Consider the following 24,415-nt stretch of genomic DNA (forward strand, 5'->3'; position numbering starts at 1 on the left):
CGGCTGCGGCGTTCGAAACGCGGCGTCAGCGACGCCAGCGCGACGGCGGCGTATCGACCGCGACGTCGGAGATCTCGGTGCCGGTGATCGAGGAGGGCCCCGACGTCGAGGTGTCGGACGCCACGCCGGCGCCGGCTGCCGTTGCCGCGGAGCCTGCCGCTGATGGCTCCGTTGGGATGGACCAGGGTCGGGAGGTGGTTTCGGGCGGTGGCGCGGAGGCGGTGGACACTGAGTCCGCTGGTGCTGCGGACATTGCTCCGGGGGCTGTTGAACAAGATCCCGATGTCGAGGTGTCGGAGTCGGCGCCTGCCCCGGCGAGTGCGTCGGTTGACACCGTGGAGGGCGGCGAGGACTCTGCAGCTGGGACTGTGGACGCCGGAGCTGCCGAGCAGGACGGTGGCGTCGATGAGGCGTCGGAAGAAGCCGGGCCCGAGTCGTCGGCCGACACCAATGACCTGACACGGGCAGACGAATCAACCGACGCCGATGAGCAGGCGTCGGACGAGAGTGCTCAGGAGCTTGAGGACCCGCAGCCGCATGAGAACGCTGACGGAACCTCCGACACGGACGGGCATCAGCCACCGCGAGAGTGACGCCAGCGCCGGTCGCGCAGGCCGCACGCATAGGCGGCCTTCCAGTGCGACATCACCGCGCCGGGTAAACGGGCACGTTGTGCAACGCCAGGGGTGCGCGGTGCGGAACGCGGGGAGGGCGCGCGGTGAACGACCGGCGATCGGACACGGGAGATACACCTGGGGAGGAGTCGGAATCTCCGCGACCTGGTTGATTTGTGAGCATGGAGATTGTGTCGATCCTGAGGAGCGCTTCGATCGCGTCGTTTGCCTGAGCGAGGATCACCGCATCGACACCGTGCTGCGTCTCATTCCAATGGCGGAGGAAAAGGGGGCGTGAAAAAAGACGCACCTGGCCGAGTCACTCGCGATCGCGCATCCCGGCGTGACCAGCGCATCCTAGGGCCACCGCACCATGGCACCTCGACGACCGGCCCGAGGTGAGTCGGTGTCGTTCTCGGCGACCGTGCGTTGGACCCGGATCGACGAGGTCGCGACTAGGCGCCGATGTCGGCGCCCTCGACATGGTCTATCGGCCGCCGGCGATTTGCGTCGAAATCTGCTTCGCCGATCGGTCGCGGACGGCGACATCGCCCGCTGAGCGTAGGAGCTGTCCACCGTCCGGCTGAGCGGTCAGCCGACTGGTGTTGGCTGAGACGGGTCGGCGGCGGGCACGCAGGATGCAAGGGTCGTGCCGAGGGCGCGGTTGTCGCCGGGGCCGAGGTGCTCGCCGAGCACGTCCTGCATGGTCCGTAGCCAGTATGCGGGGGATCCGTATTGACCTGCCCGCGGGTCGGGTGCCGTCAACGCGTCGCGGAGATCGCTGCGGGTGACGTCCGACAGCACCCAGCCGAGTGGTGCCTGTGCGCTGGGGGCGTCCGACGGCGTGATGCCGATGACGCAGTTCTGCGCGTGTGAAAGCAGAACGGTTTCGCGGGCTGCGGCTTCGATGGCACTGGGCGCACTCAGCGCCACTCCCAGCGGGAGCAAGGACTCACCAGCACGCCCACCGGGCATCCGGAACAGCCCTGCGAGCGAGCTCGAGTATTCATTGTTGATCTCCAAGACGACTACGGCGATCGGGTGTGCGGGCGTGCGGGCGTTCTGCTCGAGCACGAGTCGGCGCAGTTCGGGCCAGATCTGGGAGACGGTCAGCATGCCCGAATTGTCGATGTAGCCGCCATCGACGAGCTGCGTTTCGCAAAACGCGGACCCTGTCGCGCAAGCGGAGTCCCTTTCCACTACCGGGATGCTGCTGCCGGGATCGACCCCGCAGTTTCCTGCGATCCGCCCGGAGGGGGACACGAACGGGAAACGCGCCGAAAGTACCGCGGCGGTGGAGAGTCTGAGGTCGGACGAAGTGCACAGCATATCGACGACGTCGACAGCGCCGGCAACGGGATGGGGCAGGGATCGGCCGGTCAGCTCGCCTGAACCGGGCAGGTACACCGGCCAGGTCGACAGGTCGACGGGGGAGGTGATCGCACGGTGGGGGATGTTCGGTGTCGACGAGTTCAGCACCAGCAGCGGTGGCACGGCGACCCCGTCGACGGTTTCGGATCGTTCCCGCCACGATTCGCGCAGCAGATGGGTGCTCCCGCCGCCTACTCGATCGATCGTCTGTTCCAGAACGGCTGCCCGATCCTGGATCAGGCAGTGGCTCTGATAGGGAATCGTGCAGACCGACGGTGATCGGGGGTAGGTGCCAAAGAAGTGGTTGGGGAGGTCGTGGAACAGGCCCCAGCCGACGACGGGCGAGAGCAAGTCGGCGTTCAAGCGCCGGTCGACCCATCCGGCTGTCAGTGTTTCGTTGTCGAGCAGTTCCATGCTGTAAGCCGCCAGCCCCACGGAACCGCCGGAGACACCGCTGGCCAGAAAGAGCCGCCCGGCCGCGATCTGTTGCTCTGCCGCGCTCCGGCGCGGTCCGGCGCACGTGTCCACGTCATCGGGTTCGTAGGGCCCGGGCAGCGTCATCTCACGGGCGACGATGCAGTCGAGGACCAGGGCGGTCCAGTAGGACGCGCGAATGCCGCCGCCGTGCGTCGCGACCACGACCAGCGGGACAGGGGATGCAGCGGTTGCGCCGTCCACAGACAGCTCGGCGAGCTCAGGTTGCGCGGCCACCCAGGCGTTGAAGGCGTCCGCGAGCGTGCTGGGCGCTGCCGTGGAGGTGCTTGCGGTAAGGCGGACGTCGTGCATCTGTGCAGGAGCCACCAGCCCGGCCAGCACCCACCAAATCAGGAACAGGCTGATGATCGGAAATCGGGTCATCCCCGCCCAATGCAGAAAGTCGGGCGGAGGGTAGCGGTCTGCGCCGGCGACGGCCGCGTAGCCGAGGGCGATGATCAAGGCCGCGAAGAGCGCCACCAGCGTGACCGCACCCAGGTTCCAGCCGGTCAACCGAGGCTCGATGTGTACAGCGATCGCGATGGCGACGCCCACCAGCAGGGTGAAAGGCAGTGCGTAAGCGAGGGACGGTTTGCCGATGGACGCGGAGACGACGAACACTGCGACCAGCGCGAGCGCGATCAACGCCGCGGCGACCCAAGTCAGGGTGGGATCGGCGGGTAGTCTCGCGGCCAGGACGGCCAGACCGACCGTCACCACCACCAGCATGATGAGACCGCCCCGGCGGCGTGGCCTCGGTACCAGAGTGGGCGAGCCGAACCCAACGAGCAACGCGCTCGACAGGCCGAGCAGCAGCCCGACGGCGAGGACGAGGACAGTGTCGCTCGAGTATCCGGATTCCAGAACGATCACGTCCAGCTCCGAGGCCAGGATGGTCGCGCCCATGACCAATGGCGGGGTCGCGGCGAGGACCCACGGCAGCCGTTGGCGGGCGGCACTGAGAGACGATGTGAGGTCTTGATCGTTGCCGTCCGAGCGTCCCGTCGTCGTGCCGCTGCGTTGCGTGTTGTTGGGGGACTTCGTGTTCGCGGGTAGCGCGAAACGCTGCAGCAGCGCTAGGACAAGGAGGAGAGCGGCGAGCATGAGCAACCCGGGTCCGCCGCCGAGGACCCAGACGAGCCCGCCGAGCAGCCCGACGCCGACCCCGGCAACCAGCCATGCCCACGCCGATATCGGCTTGCTCTTGGTCTGTGTGCGCTGGTTCAGCCGCAGCGACGTATACAGGACGACGGCGGCGAGAGTGGTCGTTCCCGCGACCAGCGAGGCCAACTGCGCCCGCGACTGGGCAGTCTGTACGCCCAGGGAGCGGACGGCGTCCGCGATCTGTTGCTGGGCGATGGGCGCTGCGAGGAGGGCGGCTGACCAGATCAGCAGCACGACGACTGTCACCCGATGGTCCGCTGTCATCGCTTCGATCGATCGCCAGAAATTGCCCGCGGAGCCGGGGTATGCCCGACGCCCCAGTAGGAGCAGGCAGGCGACCAGACCGGCAACAGCGATCGCCGCCGTGACTCGAAGAGCCCACGGCGACAGGTTGACGCCGTTCGCCGCAAGGTAGCGAACCAGGGACGCCACCATAAACATCGTCAAGGTCAGCACCGCGACGGTGAAGGTGGTTCGTCGGCCCCGGGACTCGGAGACATGCCTCTCCACCTTGCGGACCAGCACCCACGAGAGGGCACCCATCCCGAGCGAGAGGGCCAGGTACACTTCGGGCCAAGGGCCGCTCATCCGACGGCAGAAGTTCTCGTCACAGTAGAACAGTCCCAGCGTCGGCCCGGAACGGCGTGCGGTGGCTTGCGGCTCAGCGACCCAATCGGTCGACATCGCGGTGAGGACAGCCTCGTCGAGTCGCGATAGGACAACGAGCCCAAGGACCACAGTCACGGCGAATAGCGCCCACCCCAATGACGGCCTTTTTCCCCAGCGCATCTCGGCTCCCCAGCCTGCAGATTGCTTGCAGGATAGGGCCCCGGCGTCCGCTTGGACAAGATGCCGCCGGGCGAGTGTCGACGACGCGATGAATTCTCGCGAGGATCGCGACACTTCCTAGATCATGGAGGTCGTGTTGACATCGTCTTGTCGTGTGAAGAAGGATCCGGGGCGGCGTCAGCTCTCCGGATCAACGTCGCGGTTTATGGCTTCGGAAGCGCGGGTGGAGCGTCCGCCGGGCAGCGACGAGACCGCCGGCGACTTGGAGCCAGTTCGCTGAGTCACCCCGTGGGCCAGATAGTTGCGTGGGTGCAGGCCAACCATGTAGCCATCGCCAACAATTGCGTCATCGCCGCCCGCTGAAACGACCCGCCGGCGTGCGGAGGAGACAGTCGAATTATTGGCCCACCGCGACGGGGTCAGCTTCGACACGACGATGTGACGCGGCGGTCGATCCGCTAGAGCGCACCCCTCGCGCGCAACTCTGCGTTGAACCACTCATCATGACGATCAGCGATTCCTTCGAAGAACGACACGTCGGTTAACTCATCACTTATCGCATCGCCCCGTACGTACGCGTTCATTATCTGTACGGCTTTCTTCAGGAGAAGGTCGACAAGCTCACCCAGTTCCCAGATCGCGCCGGGCCAGTCAGACGATCCCTTCGCGAAGACTGGCGCGCGGTCAATGTGCTCGAGAAGGCGCGACACGGCCTTCCTCGTTCGGTCGTCGGGAATCAGCCCGGCTCGAAGGTGAAGCGCATCCTGTCGATCACTGGTCCATATCCGTCGCCAGGCACCGGAATCATTCTGGATGGTCGGCGTCAGCCGGCGGAGTTCGATGAATTCCGCGAGGATCGCTCGACAGTCCGCCATGCCGTCCGCGCGCCGAGCCTCGGCGCGGTCGTGTTCGCGCGCTTCTCGGTCGCGCGCAGCTTGAGCCCTTGCCTCACGAGCCTGTGCCCAGATCGCAAACAGACCGCCGACAACCGCACCAATAAGTGCGGCCAGGCCGGCGACCAAGGCTTCCCAAGTCATCTGGTGGCTTTCACGCTCTATACAAACAGTCGTCTCATCATCGGCAATGATGCCGGAACTCGGGGCGAGCATCTATACGCACCTATGTCGCGACGTCGGGACACGCAGGATCCATCGTCGCCGCGGATGCAGCGCTCGCCATGCGGGTCAGGTGGTTCACGCCGCGAGCGACTGACGATCAGGGAAGGGCGCGCCGACATAGATCGCGGCTCGACTGCGCTCAAGGCGACCGGATCTCGCGCGCTGGGCCTCTAACGAGCGCTGTATATCGAGACAGAATGTCGGCCGTGCGAATCACCATTCCTGCGATCGTTCTCGGGGTCGCTTCCGAATATCTGCGCGCTCAACGACCCACAACCGAACTCACTCCGGCCGGCACGCCACGCGCCTCAAGCGCGCACTGCCCTTGCGCCGACCGCGTGGAGCGTGCCGTCGAACACTCCCTGGCGCCGGCGGACTTTGCGCCGCCGAACGGCATTCGCCGAAGGTTGTCGCCACCTGAGGTTCAAGTGGCGCCGGCGCGCGCACCCTGATTTCGATTGTCCCCGACGTCCTTCGCGCAATCTGGAGAAGCGAGCCTTGACCTAGAACCAGTCGTCCTCAGGTGGTTTCCGTGGTTCGGTCAGGTGCTTCCACCGACCTTCGAAAAGGCTTCCGAGCAGGGGCACTAAGAACCAACTCACGGGAACGAGGATCATGCCGAGACCCAACACAAAGAGATCACGCTGTATGAACTGGACACCGAAGTAGATCAGGAACCACGCCACGAACGGGGCACAGATCATCGCGATGGCCATGAGGAGGCAACCGACCCTCGCGTAATAGTGGAGTCGACCCTCAGATGTGCGAAGAACGGTGGTCTCGTAAAGGAACGCCATTCCTGCAGCGCCACAGAACGCGAGCAGGGGGACGGTAATTGCGCCCAGACCGACCATGACCCACGCCTGCCAGTTCCAGTCGGCCGAGACGATGGGTTCGCCGAGGAAGGCTGCAACGATCCACTGCAGGATCCCCGCGCTAATGATGATTGGCAGCGTGTACATGCTCGCGTTCCACCCGCGGGCTTCCTCATCGCCATTCGCGCACCAGGACGAGACCGAAAGACTTACCCAAGCACAGACGACAATGACGGCAAGTGTCGCGCGTCAGACTTTGTGGCAGGACGATTGATTGAGTCCTGAGCGGAGAGTTTGACCATGGGTAGACCACCAGTGATCCCGGTGGAGAAGAAGGCGAGGATCGTGCTGAGCATCCTCGCTGGCGAGATGACGATCGCCGAGGCGGCTCGGCGTGAAAAGGTCAGCGAGCTTCACCCTGCAGTCGCGCGATCTCACTGAAGCTGAGCGGAACCGCTACAACGACGCTTTGCGCAAGCGCGCTGTTGAAATCAGCCGCAAGCGGGCTGGCAAGCCCAAGACGCAGACATGGCCGATTTAGCGAGCGCCTCCCGTCCTTGGGCTTGAAACTGAGCGATCCGAATGCGGGCAGTGCACCCGCAAGGGGCGTTGGGGGCTCGCCGCATGTAGCTCGTTTGGTTACCCTCACGGTCCGAGTGGCCAACTCGAGTTCAGGAGTTGGAGTTTCGCGAGCGTCGTACGCCACGAATCGGTCATTATCGCTCCTCCTGGTGTCGGGGTCTCGACGCTATCGAGCGCTTCCGACATCGCGGCTAAGGCGACTGGATGCACGGCGCCCGCCACACCCCCGCCAGCGTGCACCGCCCGCATACGGATCCTCGAACCGCGGGCTGACGCGGTGCGGTTGGGGATCGTCCCTGCTGGTCACCAGGATCCACGACTCGAGTTGTCGGCGGACTCCCTGGGAGGCATACACTGCCCGCCGCTCCGACCGGTTCGCCCTGAAGCGCGCGCCGACGGGAACCATGCTCGGTGCGGGGGAACGCTATCGGGTGCGCATCTCGGCATCCACCGGTCAGTTCGGAGGGTGGATCTCGTACGGGATGCCGTTCTCCCTGAGCCGTTCGAGCACCTGGGGGTCCGCGCCGACAGTTCCCGACTTCTCGCTCACGTAGAAGTGGTAAGCGACGCTCTTGATCTTTCCGGACTTGAGAGACTCGACGTCGCGGGCAATCTCTTCCCGGATGTGCGTGCTCCACGGCGCGTACCCGGCTTTGACCTCCGCGCACGACAACTCCGTAGCACCGCCGGAGCAGACATCAAACTTCCGCGTGGGCCGTGGGCCGCAGGCCGCGGTGCACGAGTCCGGCACGTCGACCGTCACCTGGACCTTGACGTTCTCGGCACCCTCAGCGTCCAGCTTCGCGGCATGGGCCAACTCAGCGTTGCGGCCAATTTCGTTTCGAGTGTCCCCGGTGATCGCCGCCTGTCGCGACCCTATGGACGACGGGCGCTGCTGGACTTCCTCCATAAGGTTCGCCCGTCGCGTCGGGCCCATGCGGGTGAGATCCGCATCGGTGAAGCCGCGTGACGTGAGGTTGTCCCAATTGGAACCCCACACCGCTTTGCGCAACGTGAGCTGCCAGCTGTAAGGGACGTCGATGCTGCCGACCCACTTGTCGACCTGGACGCGGAGCTCCGGTAGTCGCTTGACGAACTTGACAACCTTGGGTGTGATGGCCGTCAGCCCGATCACGGGCACCAGGCCCAGCGCCGATAGCGTGGCATCGGCATAATCGCCCCGTAGGGCCTGCGCGAGCGAGTCCCTGAAATCTCCGACGGCCCCTATCGCCTCGCCGACGCCGGGAACGACGATCGTGCCACCTTGGGTGACGTTCCCAGCAAGCCAGGCGACGGAATCACGCTCGTCCCAGGCACCGAGGACCGCACCGACGTAGAAGTCCTCAGCCAATCGCGCGGGGTCAGGAGGGATGGCCGGTTCGAGGGGATCGTACGCATCGGCCGCGTGCGAGATCTCGTAATCGTCGTTGTATCCATCGCCATCCGAGTCAAGTGCTCGGGGGTCGGTATCGTACGCAGTCACTTCGCTGAAGTCCGAGCGCCCGTCGCCGTCCGTATCGCGGGCCCACGAGTCGGTACCCAGGTCGTACTCATCGAAATCCGTCAGGCCGTCGCCGTCGGAGTCCGCAACTAATGGGCTTGAGATCGCCTCGTAACCAGCGCTCCCCGCCTCCAGGAGCACCCCACCGGCCTCCTCGGCATCGGTGACCCCATCACCATCGGTGTCCGGGTTCATCGGCTCGGTCAGATAAAGGACGCCCTTCGTCGTCCGCCACCCCTCTACTTCGGTCCTGTCCTCAAGCCCGTCGTCGTCGGAATCAGACTTCGTAGGGTCGGAGATACCCGCATAGATCGTCCTGCCCGGTGACTCGGAGACAGCCTCGCCGGCCTCTTCGGAGTCGTCTAGGCCGTCACCGTCCGTGTCCGCGTAGTGCGAATCGGTGACATACACTGTGCCACCGCTAGTGCGCCATCCCGATTCCTCGACCGCATCGCTAAGCCCATCGCCATCACTGTCGCGCGGGATCGCCACCAGCCCCCCGACCACGACAACAGCAGCCACGACGCCAGCGAGCAGCGCAAGAAGCCAAGCCAGCCCCCGCTTCCGAGTGGTCGTCCGGGGCGGCAACGGGTACTCGTGTTGCGCCGGCTCGGCATGATCCCTCACCCGCCAATCATCCATCACGCCACCGACTCCACCTCCGCAGAGGGCGTGGTCGAGACCCTGTACGGTCGCGCGTCGTCGTCGTTGGGCCTCGACGACGACTCGTGCAAAGTCCGCATCGAGGTGCCGGTATCGACTCGATGCACGGTCACGTTGCCCGACGGAGCCTCGCACGATGTCGCGAGTAGGGTGCACGACTTCACTTGCGTAGGCAGGCGCACAGCCACCGAACCCGTGGCGTCCTAACAGCGCCAGCGTCGGATTCGCCCGGCAGGGTTCGGTGTCGACGGCGCTCGAACACTGGTCAGTAACGGCGCCGAAAACGTTCAGAGTTCACGCGCCGCCGACATTCGGCACCGCACAGACGCGCAGGACGGTCGCAGCACACGTGCGCATCTTCAGGGCACCGTGTCGTGTGCCCGCCACATTCCCTCATCGTGCGTTGCGCGTAAGGGGATCGAGGTGAGGCTCGCGGTTCAGTCTCGCTCCCTTACGGCCAGCGCACAGTCAACGTAGCTCCCTTGCTGCCAGCGTTCGTATGGACAACAACCATGTCTTCAATCTCCTGGATGCGCGACCCCGTTATCGGTCCGTCGATGATTACGTCGAAGTAGACGGTCGCATTAGCTCTAGGTGCGTACGAGCCAACGTTGATCCCCGTGTCGACGATCTCGTCACTGCTCGCAGGGTGCCTATCCGTGGATGCGTTGGACCATTGCGTGCTGCCAGTGACGTAGTGCATGTTGTCGGGCAAGTCGACGGTGAACGTGACATCGTCCTGCATCGTCGTACCCGTATTTGTGTAAGTGCCCGCGACGGTTACCTGCTGTCCCGGGATTCCAACGAATCGGTTCGCCCATTGATCTGTGCCGTCTATTTCAGCCAGCGCCTCGACGTCGAAGTCGGGCCGGTCAATTCGGATCTTGAAACTCACCCAGCTGTTGCATCGCTCCCCGGCGGGTAGAACGCCATCGAGGGCGTCGCAGCCGATCAGCACGCCTTCCTCGAAGAGTGAGTCCGAGAGCAGTGCGCCGTTCGCGTCACCGCCTGTGTGAAGCATTGCGGAGTCGCTCACGTAGCGAAGCGCGTAATCGACACCTTCGGTCTCTGCCACCCAAGCCATCCCGGCCCAGATCTTTTCTGGTGAGACGTTGGACGCTGTGACGAATGCCTCGGACGCCGCATCGACTCCACTGGCCACTGCGGGTATCTCCACGCGTACACGAACGCCTTCGGCAGCCTCTCCTCCCTCGGACGCGTCGTTGTTGACGATAACGGCCACGTCGTAGACCATGCCGGGAACCGCGACGACGGAGCTCGACCATGTGGCGTCATCATCGTCAGCCAGCCGCACAACCATGAACCCGCGCTCGTCCCCGAAGCTCGGGTCGTCCACGACAGAGTTGAGCATTGCCCCCTGTGGGCGGGCGTCGTGTTTCGCGAGGCTACGACTAGGCCCCCACCCGCCCAGCGGAACGGGCGTGGTCGTCGGAATCGGCGTGGCTGATGGCGTTGCGATGGGAGTCGACGCGGTCGTGGGCCCAGGCCCCGGGCCGGGTTGCGTCTGTGACTGCAGCCCGATTACTCCGACCATGATCGCGAGTACCCCGGCCCCCAGGCCAATGCCGCTGCCCCACGCTGCCCACGGATGCCTGCGCACTGATTCCTTGAATCGCCCCCATCCTGAGCCATGCGGGGGTCGGTGCCTCCACAGGAAGGTGAGGAGTGCAATGACGATCGCGGCGGGAACGCCGAAGACGATCGTCGTGCCGCCGATCAGCAGCAGATCGAACAGCCAGGCCATGGACGGAGCATATCGGGGGCAGGAGGACCCGGGTTCCCCCCCCGCTCGCGCACGCTTCCCTTGCGACCGGCGCCCGCTCGAGCATCACGCACGCAGTCAATCGCGGTGGAGGATCTGCTCGATCGTCGCCGCCCTGAACATCAGCGCCGCCAGCGCCGCAAGTGGCTGAGCTGGCGGGACCGGCACCGCTAACGCGCGCGTCGGGTGCGCGTCTTCTTCCGCTCCGCTTCACGCGGCAGCCGTATCGGTGGCCGGCGGCGCGGGCGGCCGATCGGATCCAGCGCAACGAGGACCGCAACGAACCACACGAGGACCCACCCGGCACCCGCCAGCACGCCGAATATGCTCGCGCTGACCGCACCGTCGAACGAGTAGATCAACGCGAAGATGATCGCAAGCGGGATCAGTGTGAGATACAAAGCTGGCCAGAACCACGACCGACGCGGAACGCCCCACCCTGGCGCCGGTGGCAGCGGCTTCTTGTTCAGGTTCAGATTCGCCAAGTCTTCTCGATCCAGTCCGAAGGCGGAACTCGACCTTATCGATGGACTGCGCGATTCGCGCGGTGTCCGCGTTGGAGATCCTCATTGAGGCGATTGCCCGCCCATGGTGCCGCTTGCGTCCTACGCCCGCCCTAGCTCAAGGACTCACCGCCGCAACCCCTCGAGCGGTCTGGCCCGGCATCAGGCCGCGATTGGTTCGAATGCTCGAGAGCGGGACGGCTTCCGATCGTCGCCCGCTTAGGGATCCGACAGCCAGCAACCCAGGAGCCGTCTGAGTGGCGGGAGTCCGCCGCTCGGCGGGTTGACTCGCGCCTCCCCCCACCTTCCGCGCTCCAGCGCGCCGGGGCACGACTCTAACGCCGCCCGCAAGACAATAGGGTGATGACTCAGTCGGCGTTATATGGGCGTGATGGCGACCGTGCCGCAATCACCGCATCGCCCAATGGACTGCTGCTCGTTGTGGGTGATTCTGGCATCGGCAAGTCGTCGTTTCTCTCCAGTCTGACGGCGTGGCCGGGAGAGCCCCTCGTTTCGCGTCCTATAGTTCTGCGTTCAGTTGAGGGATCACTGCAGACGGCGCTCGCGGATGCGATTAGTGATTGCATTACCCAATACCTCGACAGCGCGACCGATGTTCGTGACGCATGGGTCGTGGTGAAGTCGATCGCCGATCGAATCGGAACCGTCACGGGGCGAGAGGTTGGGCGGGCGGTTGTCGCGGGCGCTCTCGCTTACGCCGAGTCGAAGCTGGGTAAGGAAGCAGTTGCGATTGGCAAGAAGGTGCTTGGCGATATCGCTAAGGGCGGCGTCCTGGGTTTCGACGATCAGCTCGCAGCCATTCGAGTCCCTGACCGTGCAAGCGAGCTGTGTGAGATCGCCGCTGGACTGAGCGAAGCTACAGGGCGGCCGGTCGTGTTGCGGCTCGACAATGCCGAGCGCCTCTCACCTGGGGACCACGGCCTGCTGGCGGAACTCGCTGGGTGCACCGTGGGCGACGTGCGGATCGTCGTATGTGTAACGCCGCATCACCAGGCCGGCGACGAGATCATCCGCCAGGTGACCCTGCGCGGTATCGAGCCGCATTTGCTGGGCCCCCTCGACCGCCCAGCAGTCGAGCAGTGGCTGCAATCCGAGCAGATACCACGCGGTAGGTGGGACACGATTTCCCGACTCTCTAGCGGGTACCCCTTCTTCATTGCCGATGCTGTTCGGTTGACCGGCGCGGGGGAGTCGCTGGACGGGATCACCGCGCCCGACGGGTTCGAGGCACTCCTGCGCGCGTCATGGCGGAGCATTCCGGAAAGCATCAGAGCGACGGTGGCGAAATTGGCGCCGTTCGCCAACCCGCCCAGCGACGACTTTATCCGCGAGTACCTGGGGTACGACGTTCTGCAGTGGGGGATCCTGACAGATTCGCTAATTGATTCGGGGATCTTCGTCCACCGGTCGGACGGTGAAGCATGGTTTCACGATCGGCGGCGAGCATTCATCTGGGACCGGGTGCTCACAGCAAAGCAGCGCGCGCACGTCGCCGAGTCGGCGTTCAATGCGGTCGCAAAGTGGTTGGAGAGCAGGAGCGAAATCGAACCGTGGGTTCCGTCGGCGACCGCGGTTCTCGCGCGAGAGACGAAGCCTGCGGCGGGGAGCCTGATTGGCGAACTCCTTGCGTTGCCAGACGACGCCATCGCCTTGCTCTGGGGCCTTATCGAGGTAATAGAACCAGGTTCCGCACTAGCCCCCTTCGCAGAGATCGGCGAAGCGGTGCGCCACGCCGAATCGCGTTCTGGTCGAACGATCGATGCGCTCCGAGTCCTGACGCAATTGGAATCACAGGGCCTGGTCGAGACGAAAGAGGCCGAGGATGCACGGCTTGTTCGCAGCATGGTTCGTCACAACACTGAGTATGCAGCGTTGCTCGGCGAGGTTCTGCTACGTTTTCACGCCTCCCCGCGGCCCCGGTTCGCGTCAGCGGCTTTCGATGCCTTCATTCGTCCAGCCCTCGGAACGTTCAGTGCGGCGATCGTTACGTTGGGCAGCTCAACCCTGGTCGAGCACAAACATCACCTGAGGCTGCTTAGAGACCCCCAATCGATTGGGAGTAGCGAGAAGCTATTGGCCCTCGGCGGAACCGTGACCATCGAAGACCAGCAGCTGAGCTTTACTGTTGCGCTCCCTACTCGCGAGACGAGAGCCGAAGCGGAAGGATCGATGCGCGCGATTGGCGAGCTCGCCTCCCGTGTGCAACTCGATCGATTACTAGCGCTGCCGCAGCCGCGGTTGCGGTATGCCCGCTACCGCCTGGCGGTTGAGGCGATGTCTCCCGATCTCGGAAGCACCCTACAGCCACACAAAGGCGAAGTCATGGAGAGTCTGGACCAAAGGACGAAGCTCGCACAAGCACTCGCATCGGTGAGCACAACTGATGAAATCGAAATTCTAGGGCTTGGGCGCCGACGCTTTCTCACTGCTGCGCGAGGGGCTCCGCAATCCTGGACAACGTTCGAGGTGAGAACCGAGATGCCTCAGGCCACACTGGATATTTCAGAGCTAGAGCCGCGACGCCACGACCCGCTACTTGAACTGAGGCTACGCGAGCATGGCATTCTCGACGGCCGTGAGCGGATGGCGACAACGGTCCACCGCTACGGGAAGAACCTATCGATGCCGCATCCGCTGGCAGCATTGCTGGACGATATCGATCAGGCCGGCGAGAAGTACAACTCGGGGCTTCGCTCAGTGCTCTTTGCGCCGGACGCCGACACGCTTCACCGGGAGATTGTCGCGGAACGGAAGCGCGTCGCCGAGGTTATCGGTGCATTGGAATCGGCGGGCGTAGTAAACGCGACAGTTCCTGGGCGGTCCCTCCTCCTCGCGTTCTGGGAGGATAGCGACACCGGTTGGGTAAGCGACTTCGGCAGCTGGACCGCTTGGGCTCTCGAAGTCGACGACGGCCAAGACACTGTCGTCGTGCTGCGGCTCCCACATCCGCCTGATCGTATTTCCCGGTGGCCCGCGAAGGTGCCGGACGTGTTCGTCGATCAGGTCGGCGCGAAGGTTGTCTCCTCGCAGGACGGAGATGCGAGTTCGATCATCGCGCCGCTCTTGGGCTACGCCGATCGAGACGCTCGGATGATGGACCTTGAAGGTCCTCTAGGCAGGATAGTGCGCAGCACCTACGACATCGTCGGCGACAGCGAGTGAATCCCCGGTCCGACCGAGAGCGCGCCCGCGCTGATGCAGCACAATCACGGACCTGCCTGCCAGCCGAGTTCGACTACGAGGCGGCGGAGCACTGGCCGCACCGGCGCTTATCGGTCGAACGCCTGCTGTCCGCCCCGCTTCCGCCCAACGCCCGCAAGCGGATCGCTCGGGATGAGGCGGCGGCATATGGTGGCGGTGTGGCGAAGAGGACTGAGAGCGACGAGCACTACGTCCTTGATCTATGCGACGCAGTCCTCGCGGCTGCCGGCCACCGGCAGGCCCGGTTCGACTGGCTCCGTGGTGATTTGTCACCGACGTCAGGCCGTGCAGCTCGGTTGCCGGTAGACGGATATTGGCCCGAGCACGGGTTGGTCGTGGAGTTCCAGGAGAAGCAGCACACCGAGTCAGTGCCGATCTTCGATCGGCGCGCGACCGTGTCCGGCGTTCCTCGCGGTGAGCAGCGGCGGCTGTACGACGTGCGCAAGGCCGAGCTGATCCCCGCTCACGGCGTTCGGCTCGTAGTCATTCACAAGAGCGAGTTTGAAGTTCGGCGCGACCGAATCGTCCGCACTCCCGACCGCGATACAGCTGTCGTGAGACGCAGGCTCGCCTAATAGCCCGCGCGTCGCGTGCGCGGGTGGGCCCCTCAATCGGTCACCGCCCGATTGAGGATCCCTATTCGGGCATTGCCCGCTAGACGTCGGTGGCGAACGGCCTGAGCGCGTTTGTTCGACATCCCTGAGTGGGCACTGAATGCCGACTAGGTGAGAGCCGTCCCCGCGGTGGTGTGTGCAGGAGCTCGGTGTTGATGCGACGCGCGGGGTGGGGTGGTTCGGCCTCGGCATCGATGGTCGTGATGTCTTGAATTACGACCCGAAATGTTCGAACTCGACAAAAGCTGTGAGGCTGGATCGAGCGTCGAAGCTGAAGGGGTCGGGCATGTCATCTGGAACGAATCGCTGGGTCGTCGATCCCGGGACTGGCGGTCTCCTCAGAGGGACGGAGCCAGCGTTGCTGCTCGGCGGTCAGGTGCACAATTCCTCGAGTTCCTCGGCCGCGTCGATCCGTGAGTCTTTCGCGCACGTCCGGCGTATGAACGGCAACACCGTTCTCGCGCCCGTCAGCTGGGCACTCAGCGAGCCCGAAGAGGGGAGATTCGACTTCACGCTCGTCGACCACATGATCGAGCAGGCGCGGGCGTCGGGGTTGCGGCTGGTGCTGCTGTGGTTCGGTGCCTTCAAGAATGCCGCGTCGACCTACGCGCCCCGATGGGTCCGCACGGACGAGAACCGGTTCATGCGGGCGGTGATCGAATCGAAGCAGAAGGGCAGCGCGTTCCACTATCGGGGAGTCACCCCGACACCCGTCCTGTCAGTCTTCAGCAGCGACCTGCGAGAGGCGGATGCTGCGGCGTTCGAGGCGTTCATCACCCAACTCGCGGAGAACGACACCGACGACGTTGTGGCTCTCGTCCAGGTGGAGAATGAGTCCGGCATCCTGATGGACAGCCGCGACCGAAACGAGCTCGCCGAGAAGGCGTGGCGCGACACTGTGCCCGCAGATCTTGTCCGCGCCGCATCGGTCGCGCCCGCGGGATCGCCGCTCAGCACGCTGTGGGTCGATGCCGGACGTCGCGACTCCGGGTCGTGGGCTGACGTGTTCGGGAACAGCAGCGCGGCCGACGAAGTGTTCATGGCCTGGGCGGTCGCCACCTACGTCGAGGAACTCGCCGCTCGTGGCCGGGCGATCAAGCCGATCCCGATGTACACCAACGCTTGGCTAGGACCGCAACCGGGCCAGGATGAGCCCGGCCAATGGCCGAGCGGCGGACCGAGCAGCCGCGTCATCGACGTCTGGCACACAGCCGCACCCTCGCTCGCGTTCGTCGCACCGGATATCTACGTCGACGACGCCGATCCTGTCATGCAGACGTACGCCGCGACTCAACCGTTCTTCGTTCCGGAAAGCCGGCTTCGCGCCGGTGAGCTCGTCCGCGCAGTGGGCACCTACCGGGCGATGGGCTGGTCAGGATTCGGCATCGACGGTGCCAACCCCGACGGACAGGTCGCGGCCACGTTTGCCTACCTTGTCGCTCTCGAGACTGCGATTGCAGCCGCTCAACAGACTCAGCGGATCGCGGCGGTGGTCGTTGAAGGCGACGAGACTGCCACCGCCGAAGTCGGCTCGCTCCAGATCAGCGCGCGCGGACTGAACAGCATCGTCAGGAACTTTCTCCTCGACGTCGGCGTACAACTACCCGACGAGGCCGTGCCCGTCCCGGACGAGACACTCCCGGGCGAACCTGTTCCCACCCCAGGGGAGCAGCGACCATTCGCGCTGATGTTCGCCGAAGAGGACGACACCGTCGTGATCGTGGGCCAAGGCGTCAAAGTCGATTTCAGGGCCGGGGGCGCCGGTCGAGTCGAGATCGACACCGTGACCGAGCTCCTCATCACCGACGGGCGGATCGAGGACGGTCGGATCCTCAATGGAGACGAAAGACTCCAAGTCGTGCCCGTCGACCACGTCGGTGCCGCCCGGGTGACGCTCCTTCAGCTGCCATAGCCCGCAACGGCTGTCGCATCGCAAGTAATCCCAGCAACCCGCTTCGTTGCGGATCCCTTTGCGGGCGGCGCGCGAAAGCGGGACCCCGACGTGCACCCGGCGGAGGACCGGCGGATCGAATGAGCTGACTTGACCTCGGCCCCAGGAGGACGGTTGGCGCACGACGTGTTCAAGAGCTGCGGCGAGGCTGCGTCAGTGTGGCCGGTGAACAGGCCGCGAAACTCTAGGCGGTGCGGCCAGATCTTGACATAGCGTCGGCGAACCCGTCCAGCAGGAGCTCGAGGCCGTACTCGAACTCTGCCGCGTCATCCTGTGCGAGAAGGGTTGGCGTGATCTCCGTTACAAGCGGGAGGAGCTTGGCTGCCGTGGGCGTGTCCATGCTGTCGCGCGTCTCCGATGTGATCGTGCGCGTCTCGGGCGAGAAGTATCCGCCCAATTCGATGTCGAGTGTGCCCAGCGAATACGCAGCCAGAGCGCGGTAGCAGCGTGCGGTGCTGAGCTCGTCGAAGCCGGCGCGGCGGAAGCTGCGGAACCCCGCTTCCACGAAGGCCAGAGCGTCGGGTGTATGCGGTGGGAACTGGTTGATGAGTCGCGAGGCGTTCGGGTGGCGCATGGCGACGTGTCGCACGGACCGCATGATGAAGCGCATGGCGTCGCGCCAGTGGATGTCCTCAGGCGGCGTGTCGACCTCGGCGAGCAGGAGTTGAGCGACGCCGTCGAGCAACGCGTCCTTGTCCGGGAAGTACGTGTACACCGCCATCGGCGACGAGCCGAGGCTCTTCGCGAGCTTGCGCATGCTGAGCCCCTCGATACCGTCCGCGTCGATAGCGGCCAGGGCCGCCTGTGCAATGCCCATCTGTGTGAGTTTTTCTGCCATTGCGGCCTCCCTGCTTGACAGCTTACATCGTACGGTGCAATCTGTACGACGTATCCGTACATCGTAAAGGCAACAACTGACACCGTAAGGAGCATCATGATCCACATCCGACAGGTCGGCCCTGGGGATGCCGTGGCCCTGGACGAGATGGTGCGAGAGCTCGCCGCGCACGAGGGCGACCTGGAGCACGTTCACGTGGACGCGGAGGCGTGGCGGGAGCTGCTCGCGCGCCCCGACGTGCGCGTCCTGATCGCCGAGGATGACGCCGGCGCGGTCGGCTTCACCAGCACCGTGCGCCGCATCCATCTCTGGACCGGCGGCGACCTGCTCGCGCTGGACGACCTGTACGTCCGACCGGGACACCGCGACAAGGGCATCGGCAGCCAGCTGATGACCGCCGTGGCCCGACTCGCCGCCGAAGACGACCTGCTCGTGCAGTGGGGCGTCCGCCTGAACAACCACGCCGGGCAGCGCTTCTACGCGCGCCTGGGCGCCACCCTCAACACCAAGATGACCGCGTCCTGGACGCCGGCGCAGTACCGCCGACACCTCGCCGCTGCCCGCTGAACTGCTAAAGGACACACACCATGAGCACCACATTCGCCATCGAGGCCACCGACCTCGTGAAGACGTACGGCACCGGCGACACCACCGTCCGGGCCCTCGACCACGCCAGCCTCAGCATCCGCCGTGGCCGGTTCACCGCCATCATGGGCCCGTCCGGGTCCGGCAAGTCCACGATGATGCACGCCATGGCGGGGCTGGACACCGTCGACTCCGGCAGCATCCGCCTCGGAGAAACAGAGCTCGTCGGCATGAGCGAGAAGCAGCGCACCTTGCTTCGCCGCACCCACGTCGGCTTCATCTTCCAGCAGTACAACCTCGTGCCCGCCCTCACCGCGGAGGAGAACATCGCCCTCCCGCTGCGCCTGGCAGGTCAGAAGGTCGACAAGGACTGGATGCTGGAGCTAGCCGCGACGCTCGGCATCGCCGACCGGCTCACCCACCGCCCCTCCGAGCTCTCCGGCGGCCAGCAGCAGCGCGTCGCCGTCGCCCGCGCCCTCATCTCCCGCCCCGAGGTCGTCTTCGCCGACGAGCCCACCGGAGCACTGGACTCCCGCTCCAGCCAGGCGCTGCTGGCCTTCCTGCGCCGCGCTGCCAGCGAGCTGTGGCAGACCATCGTGATGGTCACGCACGACCCGTCGGCCGCGGCGTACGCGGACCGGGTCGAGTTCCTCTCCGACGGCGAGGTGATCGACGGTCACGACAACCCGACCGCCGCAACCGTCCTTGAGCGCATGGCGCGCTTCGACGCCGAGCGTCAGGGGGTGGCGGCATGATCCGGTTCGCGTTCGCCCAGGTCCTCGCCCACCGCCTGCGACTGGCTCTCACGGTGGTCGCCGTCATGCTCGGCGTCGCCTTCGTCACCGGCAGCCTCGTCCTCAACGACACGGCCCAGAAGCTGTTCGACGACCAGTTCGCCACCGCCTCCGCCGGCGCCGACGTGACCGTCCGCACCGCCACCGCATTCGACTCCGGAATGGGCGTCGAGGTCGAACGGGACCCGCTTCCCGCCGCAACGCTGGACTCCGTCCGCGACGTGGACGCTGTCACAGATGCGGTCCCGGTCGCCAAGGGCGCCGCCCGCCTCGAGCAGGGCACCACCGATCTGGGCAGCGTCCAGCTGAGCACCTGGGTCGACGAGCCCGTCGGCGCATACCCGCTCCGCGACGGCGCGGCACCCACCAGCGACGGCGAGATCGTCATCGACAAGAACACCGCCGACGCGCTCGGCCTGCGCATCGGCGACGCTGTCACCGTCGTCGGCGACACCCGGGTCGATGCTCGTGTCGTCGGGCTCGTCGGGTTCGGTGACGGTGACGGTCCGCCGGTGGGGGCGGTCGCGCTTTCGACCCTCACCACCGCGCAGAGCGTCCTCGGCCTCGGCGACGGCCTGTCCGAGATCCTCGTCACCTCGGAACTGACCGCCGGTGAACTGCAGCCGCTGCTCGCTGATGTACTCGCTGACGACGTGCAGGTCGCTACGGCGCAAGACCTCGCCGCAGCCGGCGCCGAGCAGGCTGCCGCGAACCTCGAGATGCTCCAGGTCGTGCTCATCGCGATGAGCGTCGCGGCGCTCATCATCGGCGCGTTCCTCATCGCCAACACCTTCGCCATCGTCATCTCGCAGCGCACCCGTGAGCTCGCGGTGATCCGTGCGACCGGCGCGACCGGGAAGCAGGTTCTTGCGTCGGTGCTCGTCGAGGCGCTGCTCGTGGGCGCCCTCGCCTCGACCGTCGGCGTGCTGCTGGGCATCGTGAGCACCTACGGCCTGCGCGCACTGGCCGGAGTCTTCGGGGTCAGCATCCCCTCCGGTGAGCTCGTCATCGAGACCCGAACCGTCATCATCGCCCTCACCGTCGGTGTCCTGGTCACCCTTGTCTCGGCTGTCGGCCCGGCTCGCCGTGCCGCGGCGGTCTCTCCGCTTGCCGCGATGCGCAGCAGCGCCGCCGAGACGCGCGGTCTCGGTCGCGGGCGCCTCATCACCGGCACGGTTCTGCTGGTGGCAGGCTCCGCCGTCGCCGCCCTTCCAGGGTTGGCCGCGGGCCCGATCCTGCTGCTCGGCGCGGGATTGGTGCTCGCCCTCGTCGGTGTCGTGCTGATCGCGCCGTCCGCGCTGCGTCCGCTGGTCTCTCTCGTCGGCGCGGCCTCCGCGCGGACAGTGCCCGGGCAGCTGGCCCGGGAAGCAGCGCTTCGCGCACCGCGTCGCACCTCCGCGACGGTGATGGCGCTGGCGTTCGGGCTCGCGCTGATGAGCTTCGTGTCCATCGTCGGCGGCTCGGTGAAAGCGGCCACCGGTGAGCAGTACCGCGAGGTCATCGCCGCGGACGTCGTCATCGAAAGCGCAGGGCAGGAGATGCTCGGCGGGGTGCACGCGGCCGTCTACGACGAGGTCCGGGCGGTCTCCGCTGTCGGCGTTGCCACCCGGCTGAAGTACGGGCATTGGAAGGACGGCAGGACGACCAGCGCGCTGACCGGTCTGGACCCTGAGCTCATCACCGAGGTCGCGCAGATCCGGATGGTGGACGGGGACATCGCCGCACTGAGCGCCGGAGGCGTCGTCATCGCCGAACGCGTCGCCACCGAGCGTGAGCTGGCGGTGGGCGACGAGCTGCCGATGACGTTCGCGCGGCTGGGTGAGACCATCCTGCCCATCGTCGGCATCATCGCCGACGGTCCCGCGCAGGCGCTGCAGACCGACTTCTTCGTCTCCCTGGACACCTACGGTGCCCTCTTCACCGAGGACATGGATGCCAGCATCTTTGTGCTGGCAGCGGCCGGCACCTCTCCTGCGGAGCTCTCCACCGCCCTGGAGACCGCGCTCGAGGACCACCCGACAGTACAGGTGCGAGACCAGGCGGCGGTCATCGCGGGACGCACACAGACCGTCGACCAAATCTTCGGATTAGTCACGGTGCTCCTCGCGTTCGCCATGGTCATCGCCGTGCTCGGCATCGCGAACACCCTCGCGCTGTCCATCGTCGAACGCACCCGCGAGATCGGTGTCCTCCGCTCGGTCGGCATGTCACGCCGGTCGGTGGCGCTGATGGTGCAAGCCGAGGCGGTCATCGTGTCGGTCGTCGCCGTGGTCACCGGGCTGCTCCTCGGTGTCGCCGCCAGCGTCGCCGCCATCGGCGCGCTGTCCACCATCGCCCCGCTGCGCATGGAAGTGCCGGTCGCGCAGTTGGCAGTACTCGCGGGAGTCGTCGCCGTGGCGGGCCTGCTCGCCGGGATCGCGCCGGCCGCTCGCGCCGCGAAGCTGCCGGTCCTGGAGGCGATTGCGCATGCGTGACCGGACCCTGCCACTGGTGCTCACACTGGTGGCCGCTCAGCTGGTCGTGATGCTCGACTCCAGCATCCTCATCGTCGCGCTGCCTTCCATCGCCGAAGACCTAGATCTCACCGCAGTCGGGACAGCGTGGGTGCTCAACGCCTACTTCCTGACCTTCGGCGGGCTGCTGCTGGTCTCCGGTCGGGCCGCTGACATCGTCGGCCGCCGCCGGATGTTCCTCACCGGGGCGACGGTTCTCGTCGCCGGCTCACTCCTGGGCGGCTTCGCCAGCACGGACGCCGTGCTGGTGACCGCCCGCCTGATCCAGGGCGGCGGCGCTGCGATGCTCAGCCCCGCCGCCATGGCGGTGATCCTCGCCACATTCACCGGCACCGCCCGGACCCGCACGATGGCCTGGTGGGGTGCGGCGTCCACCGTCGGCGGCGCGCTCGGCGTGAGCGTCGGAGGCATCATCACCAGCGCACTCGGCTGGCAGAGCGTCATGTTCGTCACCGCCGCCGCAGCCGTGCTTGTCGGCATCGCCGGCTGGGCTCAGCTGAAGCTTGACCACCCCACCACCCGCCGACCATTCGATGCTGCGGGTGCGGCGCTCGTGACCACGGCGGCGGGTGCGGTGGTCTTTGCCGTGCTGAGCCTTCCGCATGCTGGGGTGGCCTCGGTCGAGGTGCTCATCGCGGCGGCCGTCGCCGTGGCCGCCGGGACCGGCTTCGTTCTGGTCGAGCAGCGCAGCCGGGACGCTGTTCTGCCGCTTCCGGCACTGCGGGAGCCGCGCGTCGCAGGTGGCATCGTCGTCAACGTGCTCGGTGGCGCCGCCCGAGTCGCGTGCTTCGTGCTGGTTGCCCTGCTCATTCAGCAGGTACTCGAGTACGACCCGGCGGCCGCTGGGCTGGCCATGCTGCCAACATCGGTGGCCGGCTTCGCCGTCAGCACACTGCTGCTGCCGCGCGCGCTCGCACGGTTCGGTCCCGAGAAGGTCGCGGTGCTGGGGCTCATCCTCCTCGTCACCGCCCACCTGATGTTCGCCTCCCTCGACCACGGGATGCCGTACCTCGCACGGGTGCTCCCCGTCCTCCTGCTCGCAGCCGCGGGCGTGGCGTTCAGCTTCACCCCCACCACCCTCGTCATCGCAAGCGGCATGACCGCAAGCAACGCAGGCGTCGGGTCAGGACTCGCATCTTCCACCGCCCAGATCGGCGGAGCCCTCGGCATCGCCGCATTCGGCGCCATCGACGCGTACCCACGCGTAGCCGTCCTCGCCGCAGGGGGAAGCGAGCTGGCCGCAGCGGAGGCGGGCCTCTCCGCCGCTCACCTGGCCGCAGCCACCGCGGCGGCCGTAGCAGTACTGGTCGCCATCGCCGCCTTCCCGTCCGTCAGGCCGCGGTGGCTGCTCGCTGCGGTGTCGAACTTCGCGGGCCACCGGAGCGGAACGACAGTGGCCAGTTGATGCACCGTCCTGCTCAGGATGAGGACAACATGCCCTCAGAAATCAAGACACTTGGGCCGACTAGACGGCATTCAGTTCGGGACGGGCTCCTCGCCCGCCCGGTGCTGCTGTGGGCGCTGTTTCTCGTGGCGATCACGGCGATAGGGATCCTCGCCAAGTGGCTGACGCCCACCCTCCGACCACGCCCTGGCGGCGTCGGCCCGGTCCAGGTCGCATTGCAGCTCGGGATGCTGCTCATGATTCTCCCGTTCGCCGTCCGCGTCGGATGGGATGCGCTGGGCCTTCGGCGACTGCCGGCGTCGCGCGACCGGCTCGTGCTGATGTTTCCGACCCTCACTGTGGTCGTCGGCTTCTTCGCCGGCTTCCGACACGTGGAGGTTTCGACACTGACCCTCGCGTTCACGTCGGTAGTGCTTGCAGGCGTGGTTGAGGAGACGACGTTCCGCGGGATCCTGCTCACCCGGCTCCTGCCACGCGGACCGTGGACGGCGGTGCTGCTCTCCTCCGCCCTCTTCGGGTTGCTGCACGTTGCCAACCTGTTCCTCGGCTCGCCCTGGCAGACCGTTCTGCTCCAAGTGACGTTCGCGGCGATGGCGGGCACCGGCTACGCCGCCATGCGTATGCGCACCGGCTCACTCTGGCCGCCCGTCGTGCTGCACGCGCTGTTCGATCTCACCTTCCGAGTCACGGCGTTGGAAGCGGGCACCCCCTTCCACAGCGCCATCCAGATGCTGCACGGAGTGGGCTGGCTTATCTACGCCTTGATCGCATTGCGGCGTGCCGCACTTGTGGAAGAGCAGTGCAACACCTCGCTCAGCCGTTCAAAAGCGTCGACGTGACAGGCCGTCAGTGCGATCCGCAGCCGAGCACTGCCCGATGGACGTATATCGCGTGCGGCTCCCAGCAGGCGCAGTTGTCGTCCCTGAACGGGCGGTCCTACCGAGCGAAGTGCATCCCGCGCGCGCTGAGTTCCTCCGCGAGGATCCGAACCGCCTTCGGGCCGACACCGTGAATGTTCAGTACGTCGGATGTGGTGAGCGATGTGAGTTGCTGGAATCGAGTGATTCCGTGGACGGCGAGCTCGCGACGCGCGACCTTGCCGAGAGTGACCGGGAA

The 24,415-nt window shown here is 66.0% G+C and carries 16 protein-coding genes; 9 read left to right on the top strand and 7 right to left on the bottom strand.

All coding sequences use genetic code 11. The features are described from left to right. Positions 1 to 1,205: 1,205 nt before the first annotated feature. From IR212_RS00595 to IR212_RS00610, 4 genes are all read right to left on the bottom strand, one after another. Entirely contained in the window at positions 1,206 to 4,307 is a 3,102-nt protein-coding gene (locus IR212_RS00595) for a hypothetical protein (protein WP_194397119.1), read from the bottom strand. 563 nt (positions 4,308 to 4,870) lie between these two features. Further along, positions 4,871 to 5,521, bottom strand: coding sequence for a hypothetical protein (locus IR212_RS00600; protein ID WP_194397120.1), 651 nt, complete (start codon positions 5,519 to 5,521; stop codon positions 4,871 to 4,873). 512 nt (positions 5,522 to 6,033) lie between these two features. Beyond that, positions 6,034 to 6,492, bottom strand: a complete 459-nt coding sequence (locus tag IR212_RS00605; RefSeq protein ID WP_194397121.1) for a hypothetical protein — start codon at positions 6,490 to 6,492, stop codon at positions 6,034 to 6,036. Between the two features lie 889 nt (positions 6,493 to 7,381). After that, complete coding sequence (locus IR212_RS00610; RefSeq protein ID WP_194397122.1) at positions 7,382 to 9,055, bottom strand: hypothetical protein; 1,674 nt, start codon at positions 9,053 to 9,055, stop codon at positions 7,382 to 7,384. Between IR212_RS00610 and IR212_RS17305 the strand changes: the two genes are divergently transcribed. After that, the gene (locus IR212_RS17305) at positions 9,044 to 9,298 is read left to right on the top strand and encodes an alpha-L-rhamnosidase C-terminal domain-containing protein (protein ID WP_420488627.1); all 255 of its coding nucleotides are present in this window, start codon (positions 9,044 to 9,046) and stop codon (positions 9,296 to 9,298) included. The two genes, IR212_RS00610 and IR212_RS17305, sit on opposite strands and share 12 nt — an antisense overlap. A gap of 244 nt (positions 9,299 to 9,542) precedes the next feature. Here the strand turns inward: IR212_RS17305 and IR212_RS00620 are convergent, their stop codons facing one another. Beyond that, positions 9,543 to 10,856, bottom strand: a complete 1,314-nt coding sequence (locus IR212_RS00620) for a hypothetical protein (protein ID WP_194397124.1) — start codon at positions 10,854 to 10,856, stop codon at positions 9,543 to 9,545. Positions 10,857 to 11,044: 188 nt separating this feature from the next. Then, complete coding sequence (locus IR212_RS00625; RefSeq protein ID WP_194397125.1) at positions 11,045 to 11,359, bottom strand: hypothetical protein; 315 nt, start codon at positions 11,357 to 11,359, stop codon at positions 11,045 to 11,047. A gap of 381 nt (positions 11,360 to 11,740) precedes the next feature. On the opposite strand from IR212_RS00625, the gene IR212_RS00630 reads away from it, so the two are divergent. From IR212_RS00630 to IR212_RS00640, 3 genes are all read left to right on the top strand, one after another. After that, a complete protein-coding gene (locus IR212_RS00630) occupies positions 11,741 to 14,560 on the top strand; it encodes a hypothetical protein (protein ID WP_194397126.1) in 2,820 nt (939 codons plus the stop codon). Between the two features lie 197 nt (positions 14,561 to 14,757). Further along, positions 14,758 to 15,174, top strand: coding sequence for a hypothetical protein (locus tag IR212_RS00635; RefSeq protein WP_194397127.1), 417 nt, complete (start codon positions 14,758 to 14,760; stop codon positions 15,172 to 15,174). A 325-nt stretch (positions 15,175 to 15,499) separates the two neighbouring features. Then, positions 15,500 to 17,125 carry a DUF5597 domain-containing protein gene (locus tag IR212_RS00640; protein ID WP_194397128.1) on the top strand — a complete coding sequence of 542 codons (1,626 nt, stop codon included), beginning with the start codon at positions 15,500 to 15,502 and terminating at the stop codon, positions 17,123 to 17,125. Positions 17,126 to 17,348: 223 nt separating this feature from the next. On the opposite strand, the gene IR212_RS00645 is transcribed toward IR212_RS00640, so the two are convergent. Further along, on the bottom strand, positions 17,349 to 17,981 hold the full coding sequence (locus tag IR212_RS00645; protein ID WP_228479406.1) for a TetR/AcrR family transcriptional regulator: 633 nt from the start codon (positions 17,979 to 17,981) through the stop codon (positions 17,349 to 17,351). Between the two features lie 117 nt (positions 17,982 to 18,098). Between IR212_RS00645 and IR212_RS00650 the strand changes: the two genes are divergently transcribed. The 5 genes from IR212_RS00650 to IR212_RS00670 are packed head-to-tail and all read left to right on the top strand — an operon-like array spanning position 18,099 to position 24,138. Continuing rightward, positions 18,099 to 18,569, top strand: coding sequence for a GNAT family N-acetyltransferase (locus IR212_RS00650; RefSeq protein WP_194397130.1), 471 nt, complete (start codon positions 18,099 to 18,101; stop codon positions 18,567 to 18,569). A gap of 20 nt (positions 18,570 to 18,589) precedes the next feature. Then, entirely contained in the window at positions 18,590 to 19,342 is a 753-nt protein-coding gene (locus IR212_RS00655) for an ABC transporter ATP-binding protein (RefSeq protein ID WP_194397131.1), read from the top strand. Then, the gene (locus tag IR212_RS00660) at positions 19,339 to 21,855 is read left to right on the top strand and encodes an ABC transporter permease (protein WP_194397132.1); all 2,517 of its coding nucleotides are present in this window, start codon (positions 19,339 to 19,341) and stop codon (positions 21,853 to 21,855) included. Before IR212_RS00655 ends, IR212_RS00660 begins: the two co-directional genes overlap by 4 nt. Beyond that, on the top strand, positions 21,848 to 23,299 hold the full coding sequence (locus IR212_RS00665) for an MFS transporter (RefSeq protein WP_194397133.1): 1,452 nt from the start codon (positions 21,848 to 21,850) through the stop codon (positions 23,297 to 23,299). Before IR212_RS00660 ends, IR212_RS00665 begins: the two co-directional genes overlap by 8 nt. 29 nt (positions 23,300 to 23,328) lie before the next feature. After that, entirely contained in the window at positions 23,329 to 24,138 is an 810-nt protein-coding gene (locus IR212_RS00670) for a CPBP family intramembrane glutamic endopeptidase (protein ID WP_194397134.1), read from the top strand. The last annotated feature ends 277 nt before the right edge of the window (positions 24,139 to 24,415 follow it).

Source organism: Microbacterium atlanticum (genome assembly GCF_015277815.1).
GTDB lineage: Bacteria > Actinomycetota > Actinomycetes > Actinomycetales > Microbacteriaceae > Microbacterium > Microbacterium atlanticum.